The organism is Achromobacter deleyi (assembly GCF_016127315.1).
Lineage (GTDB): Bacteria > Pseudomonadota > Gammaproteobacteria > Burkholderiales > Burkholderiaceae_B > Achromobacter > Achromobacter insuavis_A.
On sequence record NZ_CP065997.1, the window covers coordinates 4,604,979 to 4,628,406 of the forward strand.

The 23,428-nt window shown below is 65.3% G+C and carries 27 protein-coding genes; 25 read left to right on the top strand and 2 right to left on the bottom strand.

All coding sequences use genetic code 11. The features are described 5' to 3' along the window. Nucleotides 1-24 precede the first annotated feature (24 nt). From I6I07_RS20965 to I6I07_RS20995, 7 genes are all read left to right on the top strand, one after another. Nucleotides 25-309, top strand: coding sequence for a helix-turn-helix transcriptional regulator (locus tag I6I07_RS20965; RefSeq protein ID WP_026069907.1), 285 nt, complete (start codon nucleotides 25-27; stop codon nucleotides 307-309). Nucleotides 310-335: 26 nt separating this feature from the next. Continuing rightward, nucleotides 336-1,193, top strand: coding sequence for a replication initiator protein A (locus I6I07_RS20970; protein WP_198483550.1), 858 nt, complete (start codon nucleotides 336-338; stop codon nucleotides 1,191-1,193). 241 nt (nucleotides 1,194-1,434) lie between these two features. Next, on the top strand, nucleotides 1,435-2,073 hold the full coding sequence (parA, locus tag I6I07_RS20975) for a ParA family partition ATPase (RefSeq protein ID WP_198483551.1): 639 nt from the start codon (nucleotides 1,435-1,437) through the stop codon (nucleotides 2,071-2,073). Beyond that, nucleotides 2,070-2,333: a chromosome partitioning protein ParB gene (locus tag I6I07_RS20980; RefSeq protein ID WP_198483552.1), complete on the top strand. Its 264-nt coding sequence runs from the start codon at nucleotides 2,070-2,072 to the stop codon at nucleotides 2,331-2,333. The genes parA and I6I07_RS20980 overlap by 4 nt, the downstream gene beginning before the upstream one ends. After that, nucleotides 2,330-2,887 (top strand): DUF2840 domain-containing protein, encoded by a 558-nt coding sequence (locus I6I07_RS20985; RefSeq protein WP_198483553.1) that lies wholly within the window; start codon nucleotides 2,330-2,332, stop codon nucleotides 2,885-2,887. Before I6I07_RS20980 ends, I6I07_RS20985 begins: the two co-directional genes overlap by 4 nt. Beyond that, the gene (locus tag I6I07_RS20990; protein ID WP_198483554.1) at nucleotides 2,884-3,483 is read left to right on the top strand and encodes a S26 family signal peptidase; all 600 of its coding nucleotides are present in this window, start codon (nucleotides 2,884-2,886) and stop codon (nucleotides 3,481-3,483) included. The genes I6I07_RS20985 and I6I07_RS20990 overlap by 4 nt, the downstream gene beginning before the upstream one ends. Before the next feature lie 448 nt (nucleotides 3,484-3,931). After that, on the top strand, nucleotides 3,932-5,938 hold the full coding sequence (locus I6I07_RS20995; protein ID WP_198483555.1) for a relaxase/mobilization nuclease and DUF3363 domain-containing protein: 2,007 nt from the start codon (nucleotides 3,932-3,934) through the stop codon (nucleotides 5,936-5,938). A 100-nt stretch (nucleotides 5,939-6,038) separates the two neighbouring features. On the opposite strand, the gene I6I07_RS21000 is transcribed toward I6I07_RS20995, so the two are convergent. After that, entirely contained in the window at nucleotides 6,039-6,563 is a 525-nt protein-coding gene (locus I6I07_RS21000; RefSeq protein ID WP_198483556.1) for a TetR/AcrR family transcriptional regulator, read from the bottom strand. Between the two features lie 333 nt (nucleotides 6,564-6,896). Between I6I07_RS21000 and I6I07_RS21005 the strand changes: the two genes are divergently transcribed. The 17 genes from I6I07_RS21005 (at nucleotide 6,897) to I6I07_RS21085 (ending at nucleotide 22,504) form a co-directional block, all read left to right on the top strand. Next, a complete protein-coding gene (locus I6I07_RS21005) occupies nucleotides 6,897-7,700 on the top strand; it encodes an SDR family oxidoreductase (protein WP_198483557.1) in 804 nt (267 codons plus the stop codon). A gap of 37 nt (nucleotides 7,701-7,737) precedes the next feature. After that, nucleotides 7,738-8,661 carry a glutathione S-transferase family protein gene (locus I6I07_RS21010; RefSeq protein ID WP_198483558.1) on the top strand — a complete coding sequence of 308 codons (924 nt, stop codon included), beginning with the start codon at nucleotides 7,738-7,740 and terminating at the stop codon, nucleotides 8,659-8,661. Nucleotides 8,662-8,772: 111 nt separating this feature from the next. Next, nucleotides 8,773-9,717, top strand: a complete 945-nt coding sequence (locus tag I6I07_RS21015; RefSeq protein WP_198483559.1) for a LysR family transcriptional regulator — start codon at nucleotides 8,773-8,775, stop codon at nucleotides 9,715-9,717. Next, nucleotides 9,714-9,977, top strand: a complete 264-nt coding sequence (locus I6I07_RS21020; RefSeq protein WP_198483560.1) for an EexN family lipoprotein — start codon at nucleotides 9,714-9,716, stop codon at nucleotides 9,975-9,977. Before I6I07_RS21015 ends, I6I07_RS21020 begins: the two co-directional genes overlap by 4 nt. Nucleotides 9,978-10,212: 235 nt before the next feature. Then, nucleotides 10,213-12,210 (top strand): conjugal transfer protein TraG, encoded by a 1,998-nt coding sequence (locus I6I07_RS21025; RefSeq protein ID WP_198483561.1) that lies wholly within the window; start codon nucleotides 10,213-10,215, stop codon nucleotides 12,208-12,210. After that, nucleotides 12,207-12,671 carry a ribbon-helix-helix protein, CopG family gene (locus I6I07_RS21030; RefSeq protein WP_054504625.1) on the top strand — a complete coding sequence of 155 codons (465 nt, stop codon included), beginning with the start codon at nucleotides 12,207-12,209 and terminating at the stop codon, nucleotides 12,669-12,671. The genes I6I07_RS21025 and I6I07_RS21030 overlap by 4 nt, the downstream gene beginning before the upstream one ends. Continuing rightward, the gene (gene trbB / locus I6I07_RS21035; RefSeq protein ID WP_198483562.1) at nucleotides 12,668-13,714 is read left to right on the top strand and encodes a P-type conjugative transfer ATPase TrbB; all 1,047 of its coding nucleotides are present in this window, start codon (nucleotides 12,668-12,670) and stop codon (nucleotides 13,712-13,714) included. Before I6I07_RS21030 ends, trbB begins: the two co-directional genes overlap by 4 nt. Next, nucleotides 13,711-14,094, top strand: a complete 384-nt coding sequence (locus I6I07_RS21040; RefSeq protein WP_033482754.1) for a TrbC/VirB2 family protein — start codon at nucleotides 13,711-13,713, stop codon at nucleotides 14,092-14,094. Before trbB ends, I6I07_RS21040 begins: the two co-directional genes overlap by 4 nt. After that, a complete protein-coding gene (locus I6I07_RS21045; RefSeq protein WP_003487982.1) occupies nucleotides 14,091-14,360 on the top strand; it encodes a VirB3 family type IV secretion system protein in 270 nt (89 codons plus the stop codon). Before I6I07_RS21040 ends, I6I07_RS21045 begins: the two co-directional genes overlap by 4 nt. A gap of 13 nt (nucleotides 14,361-14,373) precedes the next feature. Beyond that, a complete protein-coding gene (trbE, locus tag I6I07_RS21050; protein WP_198483563.1) occupies nucleotides 14,374-16,824 on the top strand; it encodes a conjugal transfer protein TrbE in 2,451 nt (816 codons plus the stop codon). Next, entirely contained in the window at nucleotides 16,821-17,564 is a 744-nt protein-coding gene (gene trbJ / locus I6I07_RS21055) for a P-type conjugative transfer protein TrbJ (protein ID WP_198483564.1), read from the top strand. Before trbE ends, trbJ begins: the two co-directional genes overlap by 4 nt. Nucleotides 17,565-17,576: 12 nt before the next feature. Then, a complete protein-coding gene (locus I6I07_RS21060) occupies nucleotides 17,577-17,909 on the top strand; it encodes a hypothetical protein (RefSeq protein ID WP_198483565.1) in 333 nt (110 codons plus the stop codon). Continuing rightward, nucleotides 17,906-19,294, top strand: a complete 1,389-nt coding sequence (gene trbL, locus I6I07_RS21065) for a P-type conjugative transfer protein TrbL (RefSeq protein ID WP_198483566.1) — start codon at nucleotides 17,906-17,908, stop codon at nucleotides 19,292-19,294. Before I6I07_RS21060 ends, trbL begins: the two co-directional genes overlap by 4 nt. A gap of 12 nt (nucleotides 19,295-19,306) precedes the next feature. After that, nucleotides 19,307-20,011, top strand: coding sequence for a conjugal transfer protein TrbF (gene trbF, locus I6I07_RS21070; protein ID WP_198483567.1), 705 nt, complete (start codon nucleotides 19,307-19,309; stop codon nucleotides 20,009-20,011). Beyond that, nucleotides 20,008-20,994 (top strand): P-type conjugative transfer protein TrbG, encoded by a 987-nt coding sequence (gene trbG / locus I6I07_RS21075; protein ID WP_198483568.1) that lies wholly within the window; start codon nucleotides 20,008-20,010, stop codon nucleotides 20,992-20,994. The genes trbF and trbG overlap by 4 nt, the downstream gene beginning before the upstream one ends. A 2-nt stretch (nucleotides 20,995-20,996) precedes the next feature. After that, on the top strand, nucleotides 20,997-22,289 hold the full coding sequence (locus I6I07_RS21080; protein WP_198483569.1) for a TrbI/VirB10 family protein: 1,293 nt from the start codon (nucleotides 20,997-20,999) through the stop codon (nucleotides 22,287-22,289). Beyond that, nucleotides 22,286-22,504 (top strand): DUF2274 domain-containing protein, encoded by a 219-nt coding sequence (locus tag I6I07_RS21085; RefSeq protein WP_198483570.1) that lies wholly within the window; start codon nucleotides 22,286-22,288, stop codon nucleotides 22,502-22,504. The genes I6I07_RS21080 and I6I07_RS21085 overlap by 4 nt, the downstream gene beginning before the upstream one ends. Nucleotides 22,505-22,750: 246 nt before the next feature. Here I6I07_RS21085 and I6I07_RS21090 read toward each other — a convergent pair whose 3' ends face one another. Continuing rightward, complete coding sequence (locus I6I07_RS21090; RefSeq protein WP_198483571.1) at nucleotides 22,751-23,098, bottom strand: helix-turn-helix domain-containing protein; 348 nt, start codon at nucleotides 23,096-23,098, stop codon at nucleotides 22,751-22,753. Between the two features lie 121 nt (nucleotides 23,099-23,219). On the opposite strand from I6I07_RS21090, the gene mads1 reads away from it, so the two are divergent. Further along, nucleotides 23,220-23,426, top strand: coding sequence for a methylation-associated defense system helix-turn-helix domain-containing protein MAD1 (gene mads1 / locus I6I07_RS21095; RefSeq protein WP_198483572.1), 207 nt, complete (start codon nucleotides 23,220-23,222; stop codon nucleotides 23,424-23,426). The last annotated feature ends 2 nt before the right edge of the window (nucleotides 23,427-23,428 follow it).

Below are 23,428 nucleotides of genomic sequence, written 5' to 3' on the forward strand. Positions count from 1 at the left end.
CCGGGCTTGATGGAGGTACATCCCATGCGACCCGCTCCCTTGCGGCCTGCCGCCGCTGCTGTCGCTGCCCCCGTGCAGCCCCAACGCTACCTGACCAACGACGAAGCCGCCGAATACCTGCGGCTGTCGCCGCGCACGCTGGAGAAGCAGCGCGTGATCGGCGGAGGCCCCAAGTTCCGCAAGTTCGGCCGCCGCGTCATGTACGCGGTGGCCGACCTCGATGCCTGGGCCGACCAGCGCAGCTACGAGGCCACGTCCGACCCGGAATATGCCGAGCGTCACGCGGGCGACTACCGTGATGGCCGCTGATCGTGCGCTCGCCGGTGGCCATCGTCATGTCCAGCCCATCGCTGCCGTCGGGGCAGCGATCGCCGCAGCGGGAACAGCTCGACCTGTTCCGCGCGCTGCCGGGCGACGGCATGGCGCCGCGCGACAACCAGGACTTGATGGCCTTTCCGTTCTTCTCGCTGGCGAAGTCGCGGCGCACGGCGCCGATCGACTTCCGCAACGGGAACATCACCATCCGCGTGGAAGGCACGGCCGAGCACGGCATCGCCACGATATGGGATGCCGACGTGTTGATTTGGGCAGCCTCGCAGATCGTGGAGGCGCGCGACGCAGGCATTCGCCCGTCGCGCTGGATACACGCCACGCCCTACGAAATCCTGCGCTTCATCGGGCGCGGCACGTCCCTCAACGACTACCAGCGCCTGAAAGCCGCACTCGACCGGCTGCAATCGACCAGCGTGGCGACTTCCATCCGCGAAACCACCGGGCGGCGCTTGCACCGCTTTTCATGGGTGAACGAATGGCGCGAACTGGCCGACGCCAGCGGCACGCCGCTGGGCATCGAGTTGATCCTGCCGGACTGGTTCTATGCCGGCGTACTCGACGCCGCCCTGGTACTGACCATCGACCCGGCCTATTTCCGCTTGAAGGGCGGTATCGAACGCTGGCTGTACCGCCTGGTGCGCAAGCACGGCGGGCGGCAGGAACACGGCTGGCAATTCGACTTCCGGCATCTGCACCGCAAGTCCGGCAGCGCGGCGCGCTTCTCGGACTTCGCCTACGACCTGCGCGTGCTGGTCGCACGTCAGTCGCTGCCCGGCTACGTCCTGGGCATCGAGCCGATGCCGGGCGAAAGGCTGGAACTGCTGACCTTCCGGCCCGTGCCGTTCACGGCACGGGGATAAATGCGGGAAAACGTGTGGACGGCCTCGTGCTATCAGGAGTACCGGGTATCGTGCTATCGGGAGTACGACCCTCGTGCTATCAGGAGTACGAAAACGCCGCAAAGCCAGTAACGGCGCGGGTTTGTGCTCCCTCTAACTTACCTAACTATAAATCTCTAACTTTTAGTAGAAGCGCGCCGTTTCGGTGGACAACCGCGAAACGGCACGGCCAGGCCGGCTTTCCAGCAGGGAGGGCCGCGCCATGATCTTCGCGTTTCTCAACCAGAAAGGCGGCGTCGGCAAGACCACGCTCGCCACGCACATCGCCGGCGAGCTGGCGATGCGCGGCCTGCACGTCATCCTGCTGGACGCCGACCCGCAAGGTTCCTCACTCGACTGGACGCAGCGCAGAAGCCAGCAGGGCTTGCCCCGGCTGTTCAGCGCCGTGGGCCTCGCCCGCGAAACGCTGCATCAGGAGGCGCCAGAGCTGGCCCGCCGCGCCGATCACATCATCATCGACGGCCCGCCGCGCATCGCCGCCCTGGCGCGTTCCGCGCTGCTGGCGGCCGAGCGCGTGCTGATTCCCGTGCAGCCCAGCCCGTATGACCTGTGGGCCAGCGCCGAGATGGTGGCGCTGATCCGCGAGGCGCAAGTCTTTCGGCCTGCGCTGCGCGCGGCCTTCGTCATCAATCGGCGCGTCAGCACCACCATCATCGGCCGGGAAGCGCGGCAATCGCTGGCCGAACAGCCGCTGCCGGCGCTGCGCAGCGAAGTGCGCCAGCGCATCGTCTTCGCCGACAGCGTGGCCGCTGGCCGGCTCGCCCGCGAGACGGCGCCCGAAAGCGCCGCCGCACGCGAGATCGCCGTGCTCACCGATGAACTGCTGCGGTGGCCCACATGAGCAGCCCACGCAGCAAGCGCGTCGGCATCGGCGCACGTCCGCCCGCGAATCCGCACGCCGAGGCGTGGATTCGCCAGGGCAATGCCGATGCGCTCAACAAGGGCGACCTCTACACGGCCCGCCTGACCCTCGACGTGACGCCCGCGCTGCGCGCTCGCATCAAGATCGCCGCCTTCGGCCAAGGCGTGACCGTGGCCGATCTGCTGCGCGGACTGCTGGAGCGCGAGTTTCCAGAACACCGCAGGGAGAACACCCCATGACTGCATCCGCTTCGCCTGCCGCTGGCGCGGCAACGGCTGCACCGGCTGCTGCGCCGCCGCCTTCGCTTTCGACGCTCGCCGGCCAGGCTGGCAGCATGCCGCTGACTCGCGTATCGCTCGCCTACATTGAACCGCGCTTCAAGCTCTACCTGCGTTTCGGCGAACCGACGCGCACGCTGCGACTCGACCGCTGGCGGCGCTGCGCGGTGTTCCTGCCGCGTGCAATGTTCTGCCGCGTGCGCTGGGAGGCAAACGACTACGGCACGATCCGCTGGCAGCTCATGGTGATGCAAGCCGCCACGCCGCTGGACGACATGCAGCGCATCCCCGGCGTGCGGCCGGGCGCACGCCTGCTGCTGCACGCCGAAGGCGAGAACGCGGTGCGTGCCGTGCTGAAACGCATCGACGGCATCGACGCGCAGGGCATCGCCGCCATCGACGTGTCGCCCGCGTACTGGCGCACGCTGGGCAACCGTCTGGCGGCCCGCCTGCCTCTGCCCGAATACACCGCCGAGCGGCACGCCGTCTGGCTGGCTGGAAAGGCTCTGCCATGACGACCCAATCCAACACCACATGCACGCACGAAGCCGCGCCGCATCCTCGCTCGCGCCTGCGCGTTCGCATCGTGCTGGCGGGCTTTGCCGCCGTCGGCCTCGTTGCGCTGGCCTGGGCGGCTTTCGTGTCGCCGCTGCCGCGTCTGACCTACAACCCGTCCGACAGCGTGGCGGTCGGCTGGTATCGCATAGAACCGTTCGACCCGCGCACCGCCTCGCTGCCACGTCCGCTGTCCGTGGACAGCATCGTGCTGGTGCCGCTGCCCGACAGGGCCGCCACGCTGGCTGCGCAGCGCGGCTACCTGCCGACGCGCGTGCCGCTGCTCAAACGTGTGGGCGCGGTCGCGCCGCAACACGTTTGCATCGTCGCCGGGCAGGTACGCATCGACGGCGTGCCTGCGGCCGCCGCGCTGCATGTCGATCGGCTGGGCCGGCCGCTGCCATCCTGGCCGCATTGCCGGCCACTGGCCGAGGGCGAGTTGTTCCTGTTGAGCGTGACCAATCCGGCGTCGTTCGACAGCCGCTATTTCGGCCCGGTCAGCGCATCCGCCGTGATCGGCGTCGCGCACCCGGTCTGGCTGGAGACACGCCCATGATGGCCGCCGATTCACTGCACGTTGCCGTGCCTCTCATCGTGCCATCGGGCATGCCGTTCCGGCTGCCGCCGCCGTGTCGTCGGGCGTGCAGCGCGGGCGCATTCGCGCCGCGCTTCGCGCAACATCCGGCGCAGCCGTCCAACGTGCAGGCGTCTTGCCTCGAACGCGCCCGGCCTGCGGCCATTAGCGCTTTCGCCGGCGGGCTGGCTGCAAGCAGCGCAGCGCCGCCGGGCCGCCGACGCCCGGAGCGACAGCGAGAGGCAAAGGCGGAAGGCAAGACAAAAGGACGCGGCACCGGGCCGCGTCGAAAGCCTGTCTGCACATGGGGGTGGTGCGGCACGGAGCGGCTTCGCCACCGTGCCGCGTGGGGCGCGAGGCTCGCGCCAATGCAGGCATGTTCGCGTGCTTTGCACGACAGGACACGCCGTAGCTTGCGGGAAGCGCAGCCATGACCGACCGCCGCGACGACGATTTCCGCGTGCACCCCAGCGCCCCGAAGAACCGGGGCAAGGGCCAGGGGCAGAGCTTCGTTGCCAAGGTGCTCAAGCAGGCGGGCAAGGCCAGCGGCGGCAAGTCCTCGATGCGCCATTCCGCAGCCGGCGGCAGCGGCGCACGCGCCGGCCAGCTCCCCGGTTCACGGCTTGGGCGCGGCCACACGGCGGCGCGTTTCGCGGGCGCGAAGCTGACGCCCATGTCGCGGCGCGTGACCATCAAGACCCTGCTGGTCAACCAGCGCAACGCCAGCCCGCAGTCGCTCGCCAAGCACCTGCGCTACATCGAGCGCGACGGCGCCGGGCGCGATGGCGAACCTGGGCGAGCCTACGGGCCGCAGACCGACGAAGCCGACCTTGATGCTTTCAAGGAGCGGGCCGCCGACGACCGACACCATTTCCGCTTCATCGTCTCGCCCGAGGACGGCGCCGAGCTGGACGACCTGCGCACCTACACCCGGCACCTGGTGAACCGGATGGAAGCCGACCTGGGGACGCGGCTGGATTGGGTGGCGGTGGATCACTGGAACACCGACAACCCGCACACACACCTGATCGTGCGCGGGCGCGACGACACCGGCAAAGACCTCATCATCGCTGGCGACTACATCGCCCACGGCTTCCGCCACCGGGCCGCCGAGTTGGCGACCGAATGGCTGGGGCTGCGCACCGAACTGGAGATCCAGCAGACCTTGCAGCGCGAGGTGGAACAGGAGCGGTGGACAAGCCTCGACCGCACATTGCAGCGCGAGGCCGGCGAGGATGGCCGGGTGCAGATCGAACGCTTCAACGAACCGACGTTGCAGCGCCAGCGCCTGCTGCTGATCGGCCGCCTGCAGCGCTTGCAGCGCCTGGGCCTGGCCGACGAGGTGCAGCCCGGTACTTGGGCCGTCCATGCCGATGCCGAGAAGACCTTGCGCGCCCTGGGCGAGCGCGGCGACATCATCCGCACGATGCAGCGGGCCATGAGCGGCCAGCCGCGCGAGCTGGCGGTGTTCGAGCCGGGCGAGGATGCTGATGGAAGCGGCCGCACCATCGTCGGCCGCGTGGCCGCCAAGGGGCTGGCCGACGAGCTACACGACCGCGGCTATCTGGTCATCGACGGCACCGACGGCAAGGCCCACTACGTTGCGTTGAACGCCCGCGACGAGCTGGCGAACTATCCCACCGGCTCGGTGGTGGAAGTGCGCGGTTCCGCCGAGGTACGGGCGGCCGACAGGAACATCGTCGCACTGGCGAGCGATGGCCTGTATCGCGCCGATCATCACCTGGCGATCGAACAGGGCCGGGCCAAGCCTGGACGCGACCCGCAGGAAGTCGTCGCCGCCCACGTTCGCCGCTTGGAAGCCCTGCGCCGCGCCGGCATCGTGGAGCGCGTGTCCGATGGTTTATGGAAGGTGCCGGACGATCTGGCCGAACGTGGCCGTCAGCACGATGCGCAACGGTTGGGCGGTGTGGCGGTGGAGCTGAAATCGCACCTACCCATCGAGCGGCAGGCCCGCGTCATCGGCGCAACCTGGCTGGATCAGCAGTTGATCGGTGGCAGCCAGGGATTGGGCGACCTGGGCTTTGGCGGCGAGGTCAAGAACACCCTGCAACAGCGCGCCGACTTCCTGGCCGAACAGGGGCTGGCGGAGCGGCGCGGGCAGCGCGTGATCCTTGCGCGCAACCTGCTGGCGACGCTGCGCGGGCGCGATTTGGCGAAGGCCGCGCAGGACATTGCCGCCGAAACTGGCTTGGAGCATCGGCCTGTGGCCGACGGGCAGCGCGTAGCCGGCATCTACCGGCGCAACGTCATGCTCGCCAGCGGGCGTTACGCCATGCTCGATAACGGCATGGGATTCAGCCTGGTGCCGTGGCGGCCGGTGATCGAGCAGCGGCTGGGACAGCAAATCGCCGCATCAGTGCGTGGCGGTGGGGTGTCGTGGGAGATAGGGCGGCAACGCGGGCCTGCAATCGGATAACGCCGGCCGTCGCCAGCTCAGGGGCTGGTTCTCACGCTAGCCCATGTTTTTCGTCAATCGCAGAAAGAGGCAAACGTAAGCGTCGGCGCGAGGCGCGATGCTATGTAAAGGCCTGCAGTGCGAGGCATCCGATCTTCCTTAGCTGGTCTGGCGGCATTCCTGCTCGCGCGCTGACTTTTAACCCCGCTAACGAAGAGAGCAAGAAATGCGCGGCGACATCAGGGTCTATGTCTCTGCGGACTTCGTTCGCTTCTTTCGCTCGCTGGATTGCTGATACGAGAGGTTTCAGAAGAATTGCAGCGATCACTTCTGACGATTCTGTAATTGCTGAGTCTCGGCGACCGAACTCACAGATTGCGCTGGTGCCGAGGCACACAGGACTTGGGCTATTTTCGCAGCGATCGACAAACGATGAGAGAACCTTTGATATTCCTTCGATTAGTGTCGAACCGCTGTGGAGATCTTCGACAATCTGCGTGGCCTGATCGCGGTTATAGCGTTGCAAAGCCTCGACATACAACGCGTGTTTGGACACAAAGGTATCGTAAAAACTCTGACGCCCAATTCCCATTGCCGCACGAAGCTCCTCGGTCGAGGTGCCTCCATATCCATTGTTGGCAAACACGTCTATCGCGCATCGTAGCGCTTCGTCCCGGTCAAATTCCTTTGGTCTAGCCATGTTGCTGCCATCACAGTTGATTAGGGGTGCACAGGATGCGCGACGATTTTTATGATACGCGAATCCGCCGGTTTCGACGGTGCGGGGCTTCGCGAGAAAAAGTATAGGGCATGGCAGAGTTTGAGCATGCCTGCACAGTGCGATTCGTGTATGCATGAACGTTCCCTCCAGCTTTTTGAAGGCTACAGCCTGAGGCCTTGTGGGGCAATGATGATAGTTATGGACAGCTGTGTCCAGAATTGGCATACTGTGGCAAATCATCAGAGAACGGAGTCGGTCATGACCAGGACAGTGTTGTTGACGGGGACGTCGAGCGGATTGGGCGATGCAGCGGCACGCCGGTTTCTCGATCAGGGGTGGAACGTGGTTGCCACGGCGCGGAATCCACAGAAGGCTCTGGTGGGTCTGGATCATCCGAACCTGCTGAGAACTCGCCTCGACGTAACGGATACGCAGTCTGTCCACGCCGCGTTTGAAGAGGCAGAGACCCGCTTCGGTGAGATTGATGTTGTAGTTAATAACGCAGGCATCGGGCTGGGCGGCCCGCTTGAGGGGATCGACCTCGTCCAGTTGCGTGAGCATCTGGAGGTCAATGTGGTCGGCGTAGCCGCCGTGTGCAGGATCGCCATCCCTCGCATGCGCAAGCAGGGCAAAGGTTTGCTGATCAATGTTTCTTCCGCGGCTGGCCAGGTCGGGCTCCCGTACCTGAGCCCGTACAGCGCTGGCAAGTTCGCTATAGAGGGGCTATCCGAAGCACTGCGTTATGAACTTAAGCCCTTTGGCATACGGGTAAAGCTCATTGAGCCGGGTGGAATACGGTCTCGATTCTCGCACATCTGGTCGCAGGCGGATGCCTATGAACCTACCACAAGCCTTGTTCGCGAACGTATGGCTGAGGGGGCGCTCCGAGCACCTGCCCCTGAGGTCACTGCAGCCACAGTCGTTGCTGCGGCGAACGATCCGTCCGACAAACTGCGTTATCGCGCATCGGATGCAAAGACTCTATTGAGAATCTGGGGACTGCTTCCAGATCCCCTATGGACAAAGTTTGTCGGGAAAGTCTTTGGGCTACCTCGTTCCTAGTCCAACCTATGTTGCTTTGGTTTTTAAAGGTTACTTCATGCCAGAGATCATTCTTCATCATTTTGATGCCTCGCCTTTTGCGGAAAAGATCCGCCTGATTTTCGGCCTGAAAGATCTGTCTTGGGCTTCAGTGGACGCCGAACTGATCATGCCGAAACCCAAGCTCACCGCCCTCACTGGCGGTTACCGGAAGACCCCGGTCATGCAGATAGGCGCAGATATCTATTGCGATTCCCGTCTTATCGCCGTCGAGCTTGAGCGGCGTTTCCCTGAACCCACGATTTTTCCTGAAGAAAGCCGGGGCCTGTCGCTGGCGCTCTCTTCATGGAGCGATCACGACCTGCATATTGCCAGTTCTGGTTCTGCAATTGGCGTCAATATCCATCAATTCCCAGAGTCGTTGATGCGTGACCGAAAGGCCTATTTCGGCGACTTCATGAATGTCGAAGGTCTGGAACCAGAAATCCCTCACTTGACCACCCAACTGCGTGCTCATGTTCATTTGATAGAGCAACAGCTCACTGATGGCCGCAGCTTTCTGTTGGGGAGCGAGCCGGGCTTGATCGACTTCCACGCATATGTCGAGGTCTGGACTGCATTGGCGCATATCCCGTTCGCTAAGGCCCTGTTCGAACCATTCAAACATTTGCCCGCCTGGATCGCCCGTATCCAAAAGATTGGTCGCGGGCAGCGTATCGAGATTACTTCGGAAGACGCGCATGCCATCGCGCGCCAAGCGTCTCCTAAGGTCCTTCGAGAAGTTGACCGCACAGATGCCCTTGGCCTCGCAGATGGCGACGAGATCATAGTCACCCCAGACGACTATGGCCGTGTTCCTGTGAGTGGAAGGCTTGTAACGCTCACTGTGCATGAGGTAGCGATAGAACGAGAGGATGAAGTCGTCGGGACGGTGGCGGTCCACTTCCCACGCATAGGATTCCGAATTTCAAAGACTGATTGACGGCAACGGTGTCTGCAAAACGGGGGTTACTAGGATTCCTGTCGCGCGATGGGCATGACTGAGTTCTTTGTTGTGCGGACACCATCCACTTCTTCAAGGAGGGACAGGGAAATGGAGCTGCGGCACCTGCGTTGCTTCCTGGCTGTGGCCGAGGAACTACACTTCGCCCGCGCAGCCGAGCGGTTGCACATCGAGCAATCGCCCCTGTCGCGCGCCATCAAGGAACTGGAAGAGGACTTGGGCGTGGTTCTGTTCGCACGTACCACGCGCAGCACGCGCCTGACCCGTGCCGGCAAGCTGTTTCTCGATCATGTGCCGCGCGTTCTTGCCGCCTTGCAGCAGGCGCGTGAGAGCGTGAAAGCAGCGACCAATGGTTTCCAAGGTCAGTTGCGCGTCGCACTTTCCGATGGCATCACACCATCGCGCCTACCAGCTCTGCTTGCGCTTTGCCGCCAGGAAGAACCTGAAGTCGAAATTCGGCTGTTCGAGGTTCCACTGTCGCGACAGATCAAGGGCCTGCACGACGATCTGTACGACGTAGGATTTGCCCAGGCCGATGAAGTTGGCGACGGCATCGTGGTCGTGCCCGTCTGGAACGACCCGCTAATGGTGGCCGTGCCGACACGCCATCCCCTGCTGGCCCACAAGCGTATCCCGCTCGAAGAGCTGCTGCGCTATCCGCTGGTGCTGTGCGATCCGCAGGCGTGCGAAGGTCATGCTCGGCAGGTGGATCGCGTGCTGCGCCGAGTGGACATGGAACCGTTAGTAGCCGAGCGGGTGTCATCCTGCGATCTGATGATGGCATTGGTCTCTGCAGGCTTCGCGCTAGGCCTGGCTGGCGCTGCACACATTACGGCTAGCAGGGAACAGGGCGTCGTGGCGCGTCCTTTGGCGGGCCACCCGCGGCTGCTTACGACCTATCTGCTGCGCCTGGATGGCGAACATTCGGAAACGCTGGCCCGCTTCATCGAGCGCGTGCAAGCTATCGAATCGCCTGAAATTGCTAGACCAATCCCAGGCCGCTTCCCTGATCCCCCGGAGGAACCCAAGCCATGAAGAAGACCATCACGCTCTTGCTAATCGTGGTGCTGACAGCCTGCGGTCAATCCGAAACACCAGAGAGGACAGATATACCGACCGTGGAGGAGTTGGCCGCCAATCCTGCTCGGCTGAAGGAATTTCGCGAGCAGTGCAAGACCGACCGCGCCAAGTTGGCCGATGTGTTGTGCGACCGGGTAGCCGAGGCCACACGCAAGCGGTTCTATAACGATGGCACGGTGCCCTATACGCCGCCGGAGAATCCGCCCAAGTTCTGATCGTAGGCGCTTCGCCACGAATCTTCCGACTTCTTGCTCGACACGCCGCAACGCGCTATCGCTTGCGGCGTTTTTTCTGCCCGCGCCCCTGCGCGAAATCTTGCTTTTTACTCGACCTTTCTTCCGATAACGGTCTTTGACCGGCACCGACCCGGCACTGATCCTCGCGCTATGCGGCACGTCCTTGTGCCGCGTGTGTGCGAGGAATCAGCGCAGGAGAAATCGGAGGCCAGTCATGCAAGGTCAGGGCGTGCTGTTCGGGCAGATCGCCGCTGTTTTCAGCATCGTGATCGCCGGTGTATGGAGTGCAACGCAATGGACAGCGGCAGCCCTCGGACATCAATTACGCCTTGGCTCGCCCTGGTTCGACTTCTTTGGCACGCCGGTCTATCACCCCTGGCGGCTCTTTGAATGGTGGTTCTTCTTCGATGCCTACGCGCCGCATGTCTTCGACACCGGCGGCGCGATTGCGGGCGGCAGCGGCTTTCTGGCCGTGGTGGTCGCCATCGCCATGTCGGTCTGGCGCTCGCGGCAGGCCAAGCTGGTCACGACCTACGGCTCGGCGCGCTGGGCTGATGCCGCCGACATCCGCAAGGCTGGGCTGACCCAGCCGGCCGGGGTCTTCCTCGGCCTGTATCGCGACCAGTACCTGCGCCATGAAGGCCCGGAACACGTCTTGACCTTCGCGCCGACCCGCAGCGGCAAAGGCGTCGGCCTGGTCGTGCCGACCTTATTGAGCTGGCCTGCATCCGTCGTCGTCCACGACATCAAAGGAGAGAACTGGACGCTCACCGCAGGCTGGCGCTCGCGGTTCAGCCATTGCCTGCTGTTCAACCCCACCGATGCGAAGTCGGCGGCCTACAACCCGCTGCTGGAAGTTCGGCGCGGCGCGCATGAAGTGCGCGACGTGCAGAACGTGGCGGACATTCTTGTCGATCCCGACGGCGCGCTCGAACGCAGGAACCATTGGGAAAAGACCAGTCACGCGCTGCTGGTCGGCGCCATCTTGCATGTGCTCTACGCCGGCACCGACAAGACTCTGCGCGGGGTGGCGAATTTCCTGTCCGATCCCGCGTGTCCGTTCGAGCTGACGCTGCACCGGATGATGACGACCGCGCACCTGGGCGATGCGCCGCATCCCGTCGTCGCATCCGCCGCGCGCGAAGTGCTCAACAAGTCGGACAACGAACGCTCCGGCGTGTTAAGCACCGCCATGTCGTTCCTCGGCCTGTACCGCGATCCCACGGTGGCCGAAGTCACGTCACGCTGCGACTGGCGCATCGCCGACCTGATTTCTGCCGAGCATCCCGTATCGCTGTACCTGGTGGTGCCGCCTTCGGACATCAGCCGCACCAAGCCGCTGATCCGGCTGATCCTCAACCAGATCGGGCGGCGGCTCACCGAATCGCTTGACGGCTCCGACGGCATCGCCCGCCGCCACAAGCTGCTGCTGATGCTCGACGAGTTTCCGGCGCTGGGCCGCCTGGACTTCTTCGAGTCCGCGCTTGCCTTCATGGCCGGCTACGGCATCCGCAGCTTTCTCATCGCTCAGAGCCTGAACCAGATCGACAAGGCGTATGGGCAGAACCATTCCATTCTCGACAACTGCCACGTCCGCGTGACGTTTTCGACGAACGACGAACGCACGGCGAAAAGGATTTCGGAAACCTTGGGCACGGCCACTGAACTGCGCGCGCAGCGCAACTATGCCGGCCACAGATTGGCTCCGTGGCTCGGGCACCTGATGGTGTCGCGGCAGGAAACCGCGCGTCCGCTGCTCACCCCTGGCGAGGTGATGCAGCTTCCGCCCGATGAGTCGGTGGTGATGGTGTCCAGCCTGCCGCCGATCAAGGCGAAGAAGCTGCGCTACTACGCCGACGCCAACTTCCAGCAGCGCGTGTTGTCGCCGCCTGCGCTTGCGGCCGGGCGCTATGCCGATGCGCCGCCGGCCCGACCCGACGATTGGAGCGGCCTGGCGATTCCCGCCGTACCCGCCGCGCCAGCCACGGCATTCGCCGATGACCTTGGCGGCGCCGACGACGGCGGCCCGCGCCGTCAGCCCGAACTCTCCGAAACCGTCGCCTACGACCCCCTGCCGGACGCGCACGCGACCGACCTGGCGCTGCTCGATGACGACGACCTGCCGCTGCCGCTTCCCGGCCAGCTCGACCCCGCGATGCAGCGCACGGCCCGGCTGGCATCGCTGAACCCCAACGACGGAATCGACCTATGAGCCAGTACCGACTCAACCTGTTCATTCAGCCCGAGCACGCCAAGCGCCTGGACGAATTGGCCGCCAAGAAAGGCGTGTCGAAATCCAGCATCGTCGCGGCGGCGCTGGCGTCCTGGCTGTCGCCGGACGCGGGCGACCAGCGTGAGGCGGCCATCGCCAAGCGGCTGGATCGGCTGTCGCGCCAGACCGAGCGCATGGAGCGCGATCAGAACATCCAGATCGAAACGCTGGCGCTGTTCGTCCGCTACTTCCTGACCGTGAGCACGCCGGTTCCCGAAGCGCACCAGGAAGCGGCACGCGCCCAAGGCAAGGCCCGCTTCGAGCAGTTCGTCGAACAACTCGGCCGCCACCTGCTGCGCGGCCGCAGCCTCGTGCGCGACGTGGTGGAAGAACTGCACCCGGACACCGCACGGATGGATGACGCGGCGGCGCTGGCCGAAGCCCAGGAGCGTGCCTCATGAGTGCCGTTCCGCAGTTCCCGCCCGAGCCCCGTTCGTCCGCCGCGACCTCGCTCGATCGCCGCATCCAGATGCTGCGTACCGCAATGGGGCCGGTGATCGCCACCGCGCTCGAAGACCCGGACGTGGTGGAAGTCATGCTCAACCCCGACCGCACACTATGGGTCGATCGGCTGTCGTCGGGCCGTGCGCCGTTGGGCGTGGAGCTGCCCGAAGCCGATGGCGAACGCATCATCCGGCTGGTCGCGGCCCACGTCGGCGCGGAAGTGCATCGCGGCCAGCCACTGCTGACCGCCGAGCTGCCGGAGACGGGCGAACGCTTCGAGGGCATCTTGCCGCCTGCCGCGCCCGGCCCGGCGTTCGCGCTGCGCAAGCGTGCTGTGAACATCATCGGCCTGGATCAGTATGTGGCTGACGGCATCCTCACCGCCGGGCAAGCGGACTTCCTTAGCCGCGCCGTGCGCGAGCGGCAGAACATCCTGATCGCCGGCGGCACCAGCACCGGCAAGACCACGCTGGCGAACGCGCTACTGGCCGAGATCGCCGCCACCGGCGACCGCGTGCTGGTGCTCGAAGACACCATCGAGCTGCAATGCGCGGCCCGCGATCATGTGCCGCTGCGCACTCGCGCCGGCGTGGTGTCCATGACCGAGCTGGTGCGCGCCACGATGCGCCTGCGCCCCGACCGCGTGATCGTCGGCGAAGTGCGCGGCGGCGAAGCCCTCGACCTCATCAAAGTGTGGGGCACGGGACACCCCGGCGGCATCGCCACGATCCACGCCGGTTCCGCGCTGGGCGCGCTGCTGCGCCTCGAACAGTTGATTCTCGAAGTCGCGGTGAATCCGCCGCGGGCGCTGATCGCCGAAGCGGTCAACGTCGTCATCCACATCGCCGGACGTGGCCGCAAGCGCCACGTCGAAAACATTGCCCGCCTCAATGGCTTCGACGCCGCCGGCTATCGCCTGGCGGACGCGATGGAAACACCGTTTCCCGCGCCGCCGCCGCCTTCCTCCCCGTCCCCTGACCACCCTGGAGAACTGCCATGACGCAGATGAACGCTGTTGCTTTCCGTTTTTCCGTAAATCCGGCCTCAATCCTTGCGCGCCTGCGCCGCCTGGCCGCGCCGGCACACCACGGCCTGCTGCTGGCCGCCGTCATGCTGATGACGGCCGGCACGGCGAAGGCCGCCGGTTCCTCGATGCCGTGGGAAGGCCCGCTGCAATCCATCCTCGATTCCATCCAGGGGCCGGTCGCGCGCATCGTCGCGGTCATCATCATCATCGCCACGGGCCTGGCGCTGGCCTTCGGCGACACGTCGGGCGGATTTCGCAAGCTCATCCAGATCGTGTTCGGGTTGAGCATCGCGTTCGCCGCGTCCTCGTTCTTCCTGTCGTTCTTCAGCTTCTCCGGCGGGGCGGTCGTATGAGTACGGCCAGCGACCTTCCGGGCTTCGAGGTGCCGCTGCACCGCTCGCTGACCGAACCGATCCTCATGGGCGGGGCGCCGCGCACGGTCGCCATTGCGAACGGCACGCTCGCCGCTGCCGTGGGCCTGGGACTGCAACTGTGGATTCCGGGGCTTGTGCTCTGGCTCGTCGGCCATTCGCTGGCGGTGTGGGGGGCGCGCGTCGATCCGCAGTTCATGCAGGTCTTCGCCCGGCACATCAAGCACAAACCGCTGCTCGACGTGTAGGGGGGATGCCGCGATGCTGAACCTCGCCGAATACCGCCAGCGCCCGGCCTTGCTCGCTGACTGGCTGCCGTGGGCCGGGCTGGTCGCGCCCGGCGTCGTCTTGAATAAGGACGGCAGTTTCCAGCGCACGGCACGATTCCGCGGCCCCGATCTGGACAGCGCCACGCAAGGCGAGTTGATCGCCGCGTCTGCACGGCTCAACAACGCGCTGCGCCGGCTGGGTTCTGGCTGGGCCTTGTTCATCGAGGCCGAGCGCCAATCCGCCGCCGACTATCCGCATTCCGACTTCCCCGAACCGTTGTCCTGGCTCGTCGATGAAGAACGCCGCGCCGCGTTCGAGGAATCGGGCCATCACTTCGAGAGCGCCTATCACCTGACGGTGGCTTTCCTGCCGCCGGAGGAATCCCGCGCCCGCGCCGCCAAGCTGCTCTACGAGAACTCGCCCGGCGATGGCGTGGATTGGGACGGCCGCCTCGATGCCTTCGTGGCGGAAACCGATCGCGTGTTCGACCTGCTCGACGGCGTGATGCCGGAAATCGCCTGGCTGGACGACAGCCAGACGCTGACCTACCTGCACGCGACCGTCTCGACGCGGCGCTATCGCATCGGCGTCCCCGAAGTGCCTTTCCATCTGGACGCGCTGCTGGCCGACTCCGCGCTGGTTGGTGGCCTAGCGCCCACGCTGGGCGACCAGCACCTGCGCGTGGTGTCGGTGCGGGGCTTTCCGACCTCGACCTGGCCGGGCCTGCTGGACGACCTCAACCGCCTGGGCTTTGCCTATCGCTGGAGCACGCGCTTCCTGTGCATGGACAAGGCCGAAGCGGAAAAGGAACTCGGCCGCCTGCGCCGCCAGTGGTTTGCCAAGCGCAAGAACGTGGTCGCGCTCCTGAGAGAAACCATCTTCCAGCAGGAATCGCCGCTGGTGGATACCGACGCCAGCAACAAGGCGGCCGATGCCGACGCGGCCTTGCAGGAGCTGGGCAGCGATCAAGTCGCGTTCGGCTACCTTACCGCCACGGTGACGGTGCTCGATGCCGACCCGGCCGTGGCCGACGAGAAGCTGCGCATGGTGGAGCGCGTCATCCAGGGCCGGGGTTTCGTGACCATTCCCGAAACCCTCAACGCCGTGGATGCCTGGCTGTCGTCCATTCCCGGCAACGCATACGCCAACGTGCGCCAGCCCATCGCCTCGACGCTGAACCTGGCGCACATGATGCCGCTGTCGGCGGTATGGGCCGGGCCGGAGAAGAACGGCCACCTCGACGGCCCGCCGCTGATCGTCACCCGCACCGATGGCGCGACGCCGTTCCGGCTGGTGACGCACATCGGCGACGTGGGGCATACGCTAGTCGCTGGCCCAACCGGCATGGGCAAGTCGGTCTTGCTGGCGACGCTGGCCTTGCAGTTCCGCCGCTACTTCGGCTCGCGGATCTTCGCATTCGACATGGGCCGCTCCATGCGCGCCACCATCCTCGGCCTCGGCGGCGAGCACTACGACCTGGGCGCCGATGGCGGCATCGCGTTCCAGCCGCTCGCGCGCATCGACCATGAGGGCTACCGTTCCTGGGCCGCCGAATGGGTGGAAGGCCGGCTGTTGCATGAAGGCGTGACCGTCGGCCCGGACGAGAAGGTGGCCATCTGGTCGGCACTCGGCAGCCTCGCCGGTGCGCCGATGGAACAGCGCACGATGACCGGGCTTTCCGTGCTGCTGCAATCGAACGCGCTGCGCCAGGCGCTCTCGCCCTACGTGCTCGGCGGAGCCCACGGCAAGCTGCTGGACGCCGACCAAGACCGGCTGGGCATGGCCGACGTGCAGGGCTTCGAGATGGAAGAACTGATGCACAGCCCCGCCGCCGTGCAAGCGGTGCTGCGCTACCTGTTCGCCTGCTTCGACGAGCGTTTCGATGGCGCACCCACGCTGCTGATCCTAGATGAAGCGTGGCTGTTCCTTGATGAGCCGTCTTTCGCGGCCCGCATCCGCCAATGGCTCAAGACGCTCAGGAAAAAAAACGTCAGCGTCATCTTCGCCACGCAGTCGCTGGCCGACATCAAGGATTCGAGCATCGCGCCCGCGATCATCGAAAGCTGCGCGAGCAGGATTTTCTTACCTAACCCGCAGGCCACCGAGCCGCAGATTCGCACGATCTACGAGGGCTTCGGCCTCAACAGCCGGCAAATCGAAATCGTCGCCACCGCGCAGCCCAAGCGCGACTACTACTACCAATCGCGCCTCGGCAATCGCCTGTTCGACCTCGACCTGGGGCCGGCCGCGCTCGCGTTCGCGGGCACATCCACGCCGCAAGACCAACGCGACATAGACCGCGTGCTGACGCAGGCCGGCGCACCCGGCTTTGCCGGCGCATGGCTGCGCCATCGCGGCCTTGATTGGGCCGCCGACCTGCTGCCGTCCGCACCGGCGGCCGCTTCGTTCCTCAACGCCCAACCACTGGAGGTTTCACCATGAAGACCAAGCCCTGTTTGCTGTCCGCCTCGCTCGCTGCCGCGCTGTCTGTCTCGCTGATGCTCGCACAGCCGGTGGCCGCCATCACTGTGTTCGATCCATCGAACTTCGTGCAGAACACGCTGACCGCCGTTCGCACGCTTGAGCAGATCAACAACCAAATCAACCAGCTCCAGAACGAAGCACAGATGCTAATGAACCAGGCGCTCAACCTCGCGCGTCTGGACTTCAACATCGTCAACCGTCTGCGCTCGACGCTCGCCACCACCGAACGCCTGATCGCCGAGGCGCAGGGGCTGGCCTACGACGTGACGAGCATGGATCGGGAGTTCGCGCGCCTATATCCCGAGCAGTACGCCGCCACCGTCAGCGGCGACCGCATGGCGCAGGACGCCCGCGAACGCTGGCAGAACAGCTTGAACGGCCTGCACACCGCCATGCGGATGCAAGCCCAGGTGTCGCAGAACCTGACCCAAGACGAAAGCGCGCTGGCCGATCTGGTCAGCCAGAGCCAGTCCGCCACCGGCGCGCTGCAAGCCATGCAGGCGACGAACCAGCTCCTTGCCTTGCAGGCCAAGCAGTCCATCCAGGCGCAGCAGCTCCAGATCACGCAAGACCGTGCGGCGTCGCTGGAACTGGCGCGGCAGGCGGCGGCCACCGAGCGCGCCCGCGAAATGCGGCGGCGCTTCCTCGGCACCGGCACGCCATACACGCCGCAGCGCGTGGACTTCTACGGCAACTGACGGGAGACGGCCATGCAATGCGTCCTCGCTCTGTCGGCTTCTCTGCTGGCCCTGCTGCTGACCGCGTGCGGCCAGCAGCAGGCCGAAGACCTGGCCGATGCCTTGACCGCCGATCCCGTGCGGCTCACGGCGCTGCGCGCGCAATGCGCGGCCGACCGGCAAGCCGTGGGCGAGGACGCCTGCCGCGCTGCCGCCGAAGCGTTCCGGCAGCGCTTCTTCGCCGGCCAGGCCGGGCCGGACGAATACCGGACGCTGGCCGATCTGCCGCCCATTCCGCCGAGCTTCGATGAACCCGCCGATGGCGGCGAAACGCCGGCCTCGCCTGCATCCGAGGACACGCCATGAACGACGTGACCATCATCGACCGCTTTCTGGATACGTTCTCGCGCTACATCGACTCCGGGTTCGGGTTACTGCAAGGCGAAGTGGCGTTCCTGACCGCCACGCTCATCGTCATCGACATGACAATCGCCGGCCTGTATTGGGCCATGAGCCACGCAACCGGCCAAGGCGAGGACGTGATCGCCAAGCTGCTGCGCAAGGTGCTCTACGTCGGCGCCTTCGCCTACATCATCGGTAACTTCAACTGGCTGGCCGGCATCGTGTTCCGCTCGTTCGCCGGCCTGGGCCTGACGGCCACCGGCTCGGCCATCACGATGGAGAACTTCCTGCAACCGGGGCGGCTGGCGAAGACCGGCATCGACGCGGGTGCGCCGATTCTGGAGCAGATCGGCGACATGGCCGGCTTCCCCGAGGTGTTCGTGAACCTCGACCCCATCGTGGTGATGTTCCTCGCCTGGCTGGTGGTGATCCTCTGCTTCTTCGTGCTGGCGGTGCAGCTTTTCATCACGTTGATCGAGTTCAAGCTGACCACGCTCGCCGGCTTCGTGCTGGTGCCGTTCGCGCTCTGGAACAAGACCTCGTTCCTCGCGGAAAAGGTGCTCGGCAACGTGGTGTCGTCTGGCGTCAAGGTACTGGTGCTGGCCGTGATCGTCGGCATCGGTTCGGGCCTGTTCGCCGAGTTCCAGACCGTGCCGGATGAACCGTCCATCGACCATGCCCTGGTCGTGATGCTCGCCTCGCTTGCGCTGCTGGCGCTGGGCATCTTCGGGCCAGGCATCGCCACCGGCCTGGTGTCCGGTGCGCCACAGCTTGGCGCGGGCGCGATGGCCGGTGCCGCTGTCGGCGCTGTTGGCACGGGCGTTGCCATTGGCGCCGCCGCGACTGGTGTGGGCGGTGCGGTCATGGCCGGGGCGCGTATGGCGCCGGCCGCCGCCAAGTTGGCCGGCAGCGGTGCGCGTGCCGCTGCCTCGACGGCCGGTAGCGCCCGGTCGGCGTTCCAGGCCGGTTCCGCCGCAGCCGGTGGCGGGGCCAAAGGCGCGATGGCGGGCCTGGGCAACGTCGCCAAGACCGGCGCGCAGGCCGCCGGCCAGAATGCCGCCGCCGGGGCGCGTTCGCTCAAAGACCGGACAGCCGCCGCTTTCCGCGCCGACGGCGCGGCACCGGCTTCTGGCGGCGGTGCGGCAGCGACCAGCGGCGCCGCCACCCAAGGGAGCGCAGCCGAAGGCGATGCCCCGGCCGCCGCCGGGCAGAAGCAACCGGCCTGGGCCAAGCGCCTGCACCGCCGCCAGCAGATGACCCATGCCGCGACCACCACCGCCCACACGCTGCGCGGTGGCGATGGCGGCGGCTCAGGGCAAGGCCCAAGCCTGCGCGATTCCGATTCATAAGGAGAGACGACCATGCGATTCAAGCGACCGCAGGTGCGCTATGCCGATACGCCGCAGCCTGCCACTCCATATCAATCCGCTGCGCAGGTGTGGGACGAGCGTATCGGCTCGGCCCGCGTGCAGGCGAAGAACTGGCGGCTGATGGCTTTCGGCTGCCTGGTGCTGGCGCTGTTGATGGGCGGTGGCCTGGTGTGGCGCTCGGCGCAGTCCATCGTCACGCCTTATGTCGTGGAAGTGGACAATGCCGGACAGGTACGCGCCGTGGGCGAAGCGGCCACGCCGTACCGGCCCAACGACGCGCAGACGGCGCACCACATCGCGCGCTTCATCACGCTGGTTCGGTCGCTGTCCATCGACCCCATCGTGGTGCGGCAGAACTGGCTGGATGCCTACGACTACACCACCGACAGGGGCGCGGCCGTGCTCAACGACCACGCCCGCACCAACGACCCGTTCGCACGCATCGGCCGCGAGTCGGTGACGGTGCAGATCACCAGTGTCGTGCGCGCCAGCGACACGTCGTTCAACGTGCGCTGGACGGAGCGCCGCTACGTCAATGGCGCGGCCGCCGGGCTGGAGCGGTGGACGGCCGTGGTGTCCATCGTGCTGCAAACCCCGCGCACCGAGGAACGTCTGCGCCACAACCCGCTTGGCATCTACGTCAACGGCCTGTCGTGGAGCCGCGAGCTGGATTCTTCCGAAGGAGCCAAGCCATGAACCTGCCTTTCCGCTTTTACGCTTTGCCGTTGATGCTTCTTGTCCTGGCGGGCTGCGCCACGCAGGGCAAGCCGCCGCCGACCATTTCGCTCGATGAGCCCGTGCAGGCCCAGCCGTTGCCTGAACCGCCCAAGCCGGTCGAAGTGGTGGAGGTGCCAACGGTGCTGCCGATGCCGGCGCAGTTGAAACCGCTGCCCGAGGTGGACGAAGCGGCGCCTGAGCCGACCGACGAAACCGTGCGCGTATCGAAGGCTAACGCCGAGGCGCGCATTGCGCCCACGCGCGAGGGCTACGTCAACGCGATTCAAGTCTGGCCGTACACCGACGGCGCGCTGTATCAGGTCTATGCCGCGCCGGGGCGCGTGACCGTGATTTCGCTCCAGCCCGGCGAAGAATTGGTGACAGTCGCCGCCGGCGATACCGTGCGCTGGATCGTCGGCGACACGTCCAGCGGCAGCGGCGACGAACTGCACATCAATGTGCTGGTGAAGCCGATCCGTTCCGGGTTGAAGACGAATTTGGTCATCACCACCAGCCGCCGGACGTACCTGCTGGAACTCACTTCGACCGAACGCGCCTGGATGGCATCGGTGTCCTGGGATTACCCGAGAGATCGGATGCTGGCCTTGCAGCGCCAGGCGCAGGCCGCGCAGGCGACCGCGCCAGTCGATACCGGCCTGTCGCTTGAGCGCATCCGCTTCCGCTACGCGATCAGCGGCAGCAATCCGCCGTGGAAGCCGCTGCGCGCTTTCGACGACGGCGAGAAGGTCTATATCCAGTTCCCGCCGGGCATCGCCCAAGGCGAGTTGCCGCCGCTGTTCGTCATCGGCGCACAGGGCGACGGGCAACTGGTGAATTACCGCTTCCGCTCGCCGTACTACATCGTCGATCGCCTGTTTGGCGCGGCCGAACTGCGCCTCGGCGGGGATAAGGGCGACGTGGTACGCATCGAGCGCACCGACGGCATTGCGCGGGGGAACTGACCATGAGCCAGGATGACACTCCCGACGTTGCCGCGCCGCAGGCGGTCAAGGTCGAACCCGAGACGGTGGCGCTGCGCGCCCAGCCGCGGCCGGTCACACGGCTGAACCGGCGCACGCTGGCCATCCTCGCCGGCGGCCTGTCGGTCGCCGTGCTCGGCGCGTTGATGTGGTCATTGCAACCGCAGCGGCGCACGGTCAACGAGCAGACCGAGCTTTACAACGTCGATCGCGTTTCACGCTCCGAAGGACTCGATCAGCTTCCGGCCGACTATTCCAAGCTGCCGCCGACATTGCCCCCCGGTCTGCCCGAGCTGGGGCCACCGCTGCCGGGCGATCTTGGGCCGGCCATCGTGAACTCGCAGCAGCCGGCCGAAGCCGCCTACGCCGCCCCTGGTCACGACCCGGCCGAGGCGGAACGCCTGGCCCGCTTGAAGGAGGCCGAGGAAGCGGCTGCATCGTCGGTATTCTTCCGCACCGGCACCCAGCAAGCCGCGCCGGTGGCGCAGTCGCAGGTGGCCGCCGCGCCGGGCTTCGCCGCCACTGCGGCCTTCGACCCGATGGCGGCCGGGCCGGCTTCGACGGCGGCCCAGCCCGCCGACCCGACGGCCGTGCAGAACAGGCAAGACCAGAAAGAGGCGTTCCAGCAAGCCGGAACCACGGAAACCCGTAATTCCGGCAACCTGCAAATGCCCGCATCGCCGTATCAGGTGATGGCCGGAACGGTGGTCGCCGGCGCGCTGGTCACGGGCATCAAGTCGGACTTGCCCGGCGACGTGATCGCCACGGTGACAGAGCCGGTCTATGACACGGCCACCGGGCGCTTCCTGCTGATTCCGCAGGGTTCGCGCATCCTCGGCCGCTACAACAGCCAGGTCAGCTACGGGCAGAGCCGCGTTCAAGTCGCCTGGAACCGGATCATCCTGCCCGACACGTCTTCGCTCACGCTCGACAACCTGACCGGCACTGACCCGGCCGGCTACGCGGGCCTGGAGGATGGCGTCGATTGGCATTGGGATCGCATCTTCGCCGGCGCGGTGCTGACCACTCTGCTGGGCGTCGGTGCCGAGCTGGCCGCGCCGGAGAACCGGCAAGACGGCGATCGCATCATCATCGCCGGACGCGACAGCGCGCAGGACAGCATCAATCAGGTCGGCCAGGAGATGACCCGGCGCAACCTCAACATCCAGCCCACCTTGACCGAGCGGCCGGGCCTGCCGGTTCGCATCATCGTCAATCGGGATCTGGTGTTGCGGCCGTACCAGCCGCTGTTCTTCAATCGGGGGACTTCACGATGAGCACGACCAAGAAGCTGCGACTCGGGCCGCTGCCGAAGACCGAGAGCATCAAGCTGACCTTCGCTTGCCCGGCCAGCCTGAAAGCCGACCTCGACCGCTACGCCGCGCTGCACGCGCAGGCGTATGGCGAGACGGTCGATGCCGTGACGCTGATCCCGCACATGCTGGAGGCGTTCATCGCTGGGGATCGAGGATTCAGAAGAATACGTGGGTGACTTGATGTCGAAATGTGGGCCAAAAGCAGGCTGTCATTGCTGGGTGTTAAACGGCGTACCCGATGTTCAGAGCAAGTGACATCCGAAGTCCCGAACGATTGGTCATGGGCATCCCCCTAGATGACCGCCAGGCGAGGGTACGCAGATCAGCGTTGGAACGTCGGTATAATTTTGGCGCGTATTTTTATACAAGATAATGACGGATCTAGCGCTAACTTTTCTACAAAACTACGCTTCAGCTAAATCTCAAGAAGTACTTTTGATCTCAGCGGCAGCTTCGATGAGACGCTTAATCTCTTTTTCTGTAAAACATGCGTCACGTAGATAACGTAACAGATTGAGCACTTCACGTTGGTCTCGAAGGTAGTCCACAACGTCTGGGTCCGTAGAAGAGGACAACCGAAAGAGAACATCCGGGTCCGCCGCAAGAACTCGCGCCAGTTCTTTGATCACTTCAGGTCGAGGTGGGCTCTCCTTGCCTCGTTCAATACGGCTGAGGTAAGCCGGCGAGATGCCAACCTTGGTGGCTGTCTCTCGTAAGCCTAGATCCTGGGCTGTACGCAGTGAGCGGACAGTGTCGCCGAAATTCTTCATCCCTCGCATGCTATCTCAATGTTTAGCGTTGCGCAACACTTAACGAAGCTGGTAAAGTCTGGCGTTTAACGGCAACTTCCAGTATCCCGTCCCCAGGTGAGGGGAGGGCAGGAGCAGTGTCATGAGCAACGACGAAGTGATGCGGATAAGGGAAGTCGCGGCCCTATTGAAGGTCGGAGAAAAAACCGCCTATTCCATGGCCCAAGCCGGCGAGCTTCCCGCATTTAAAGTTCGGGGCCAGTGGCGCTTCTCCCGAAAGGACATCGACATGTGGATCGAGCAACAGAAACACGCAACCCAAGAGTTCGGCGAGGACAGTCACCAATGACA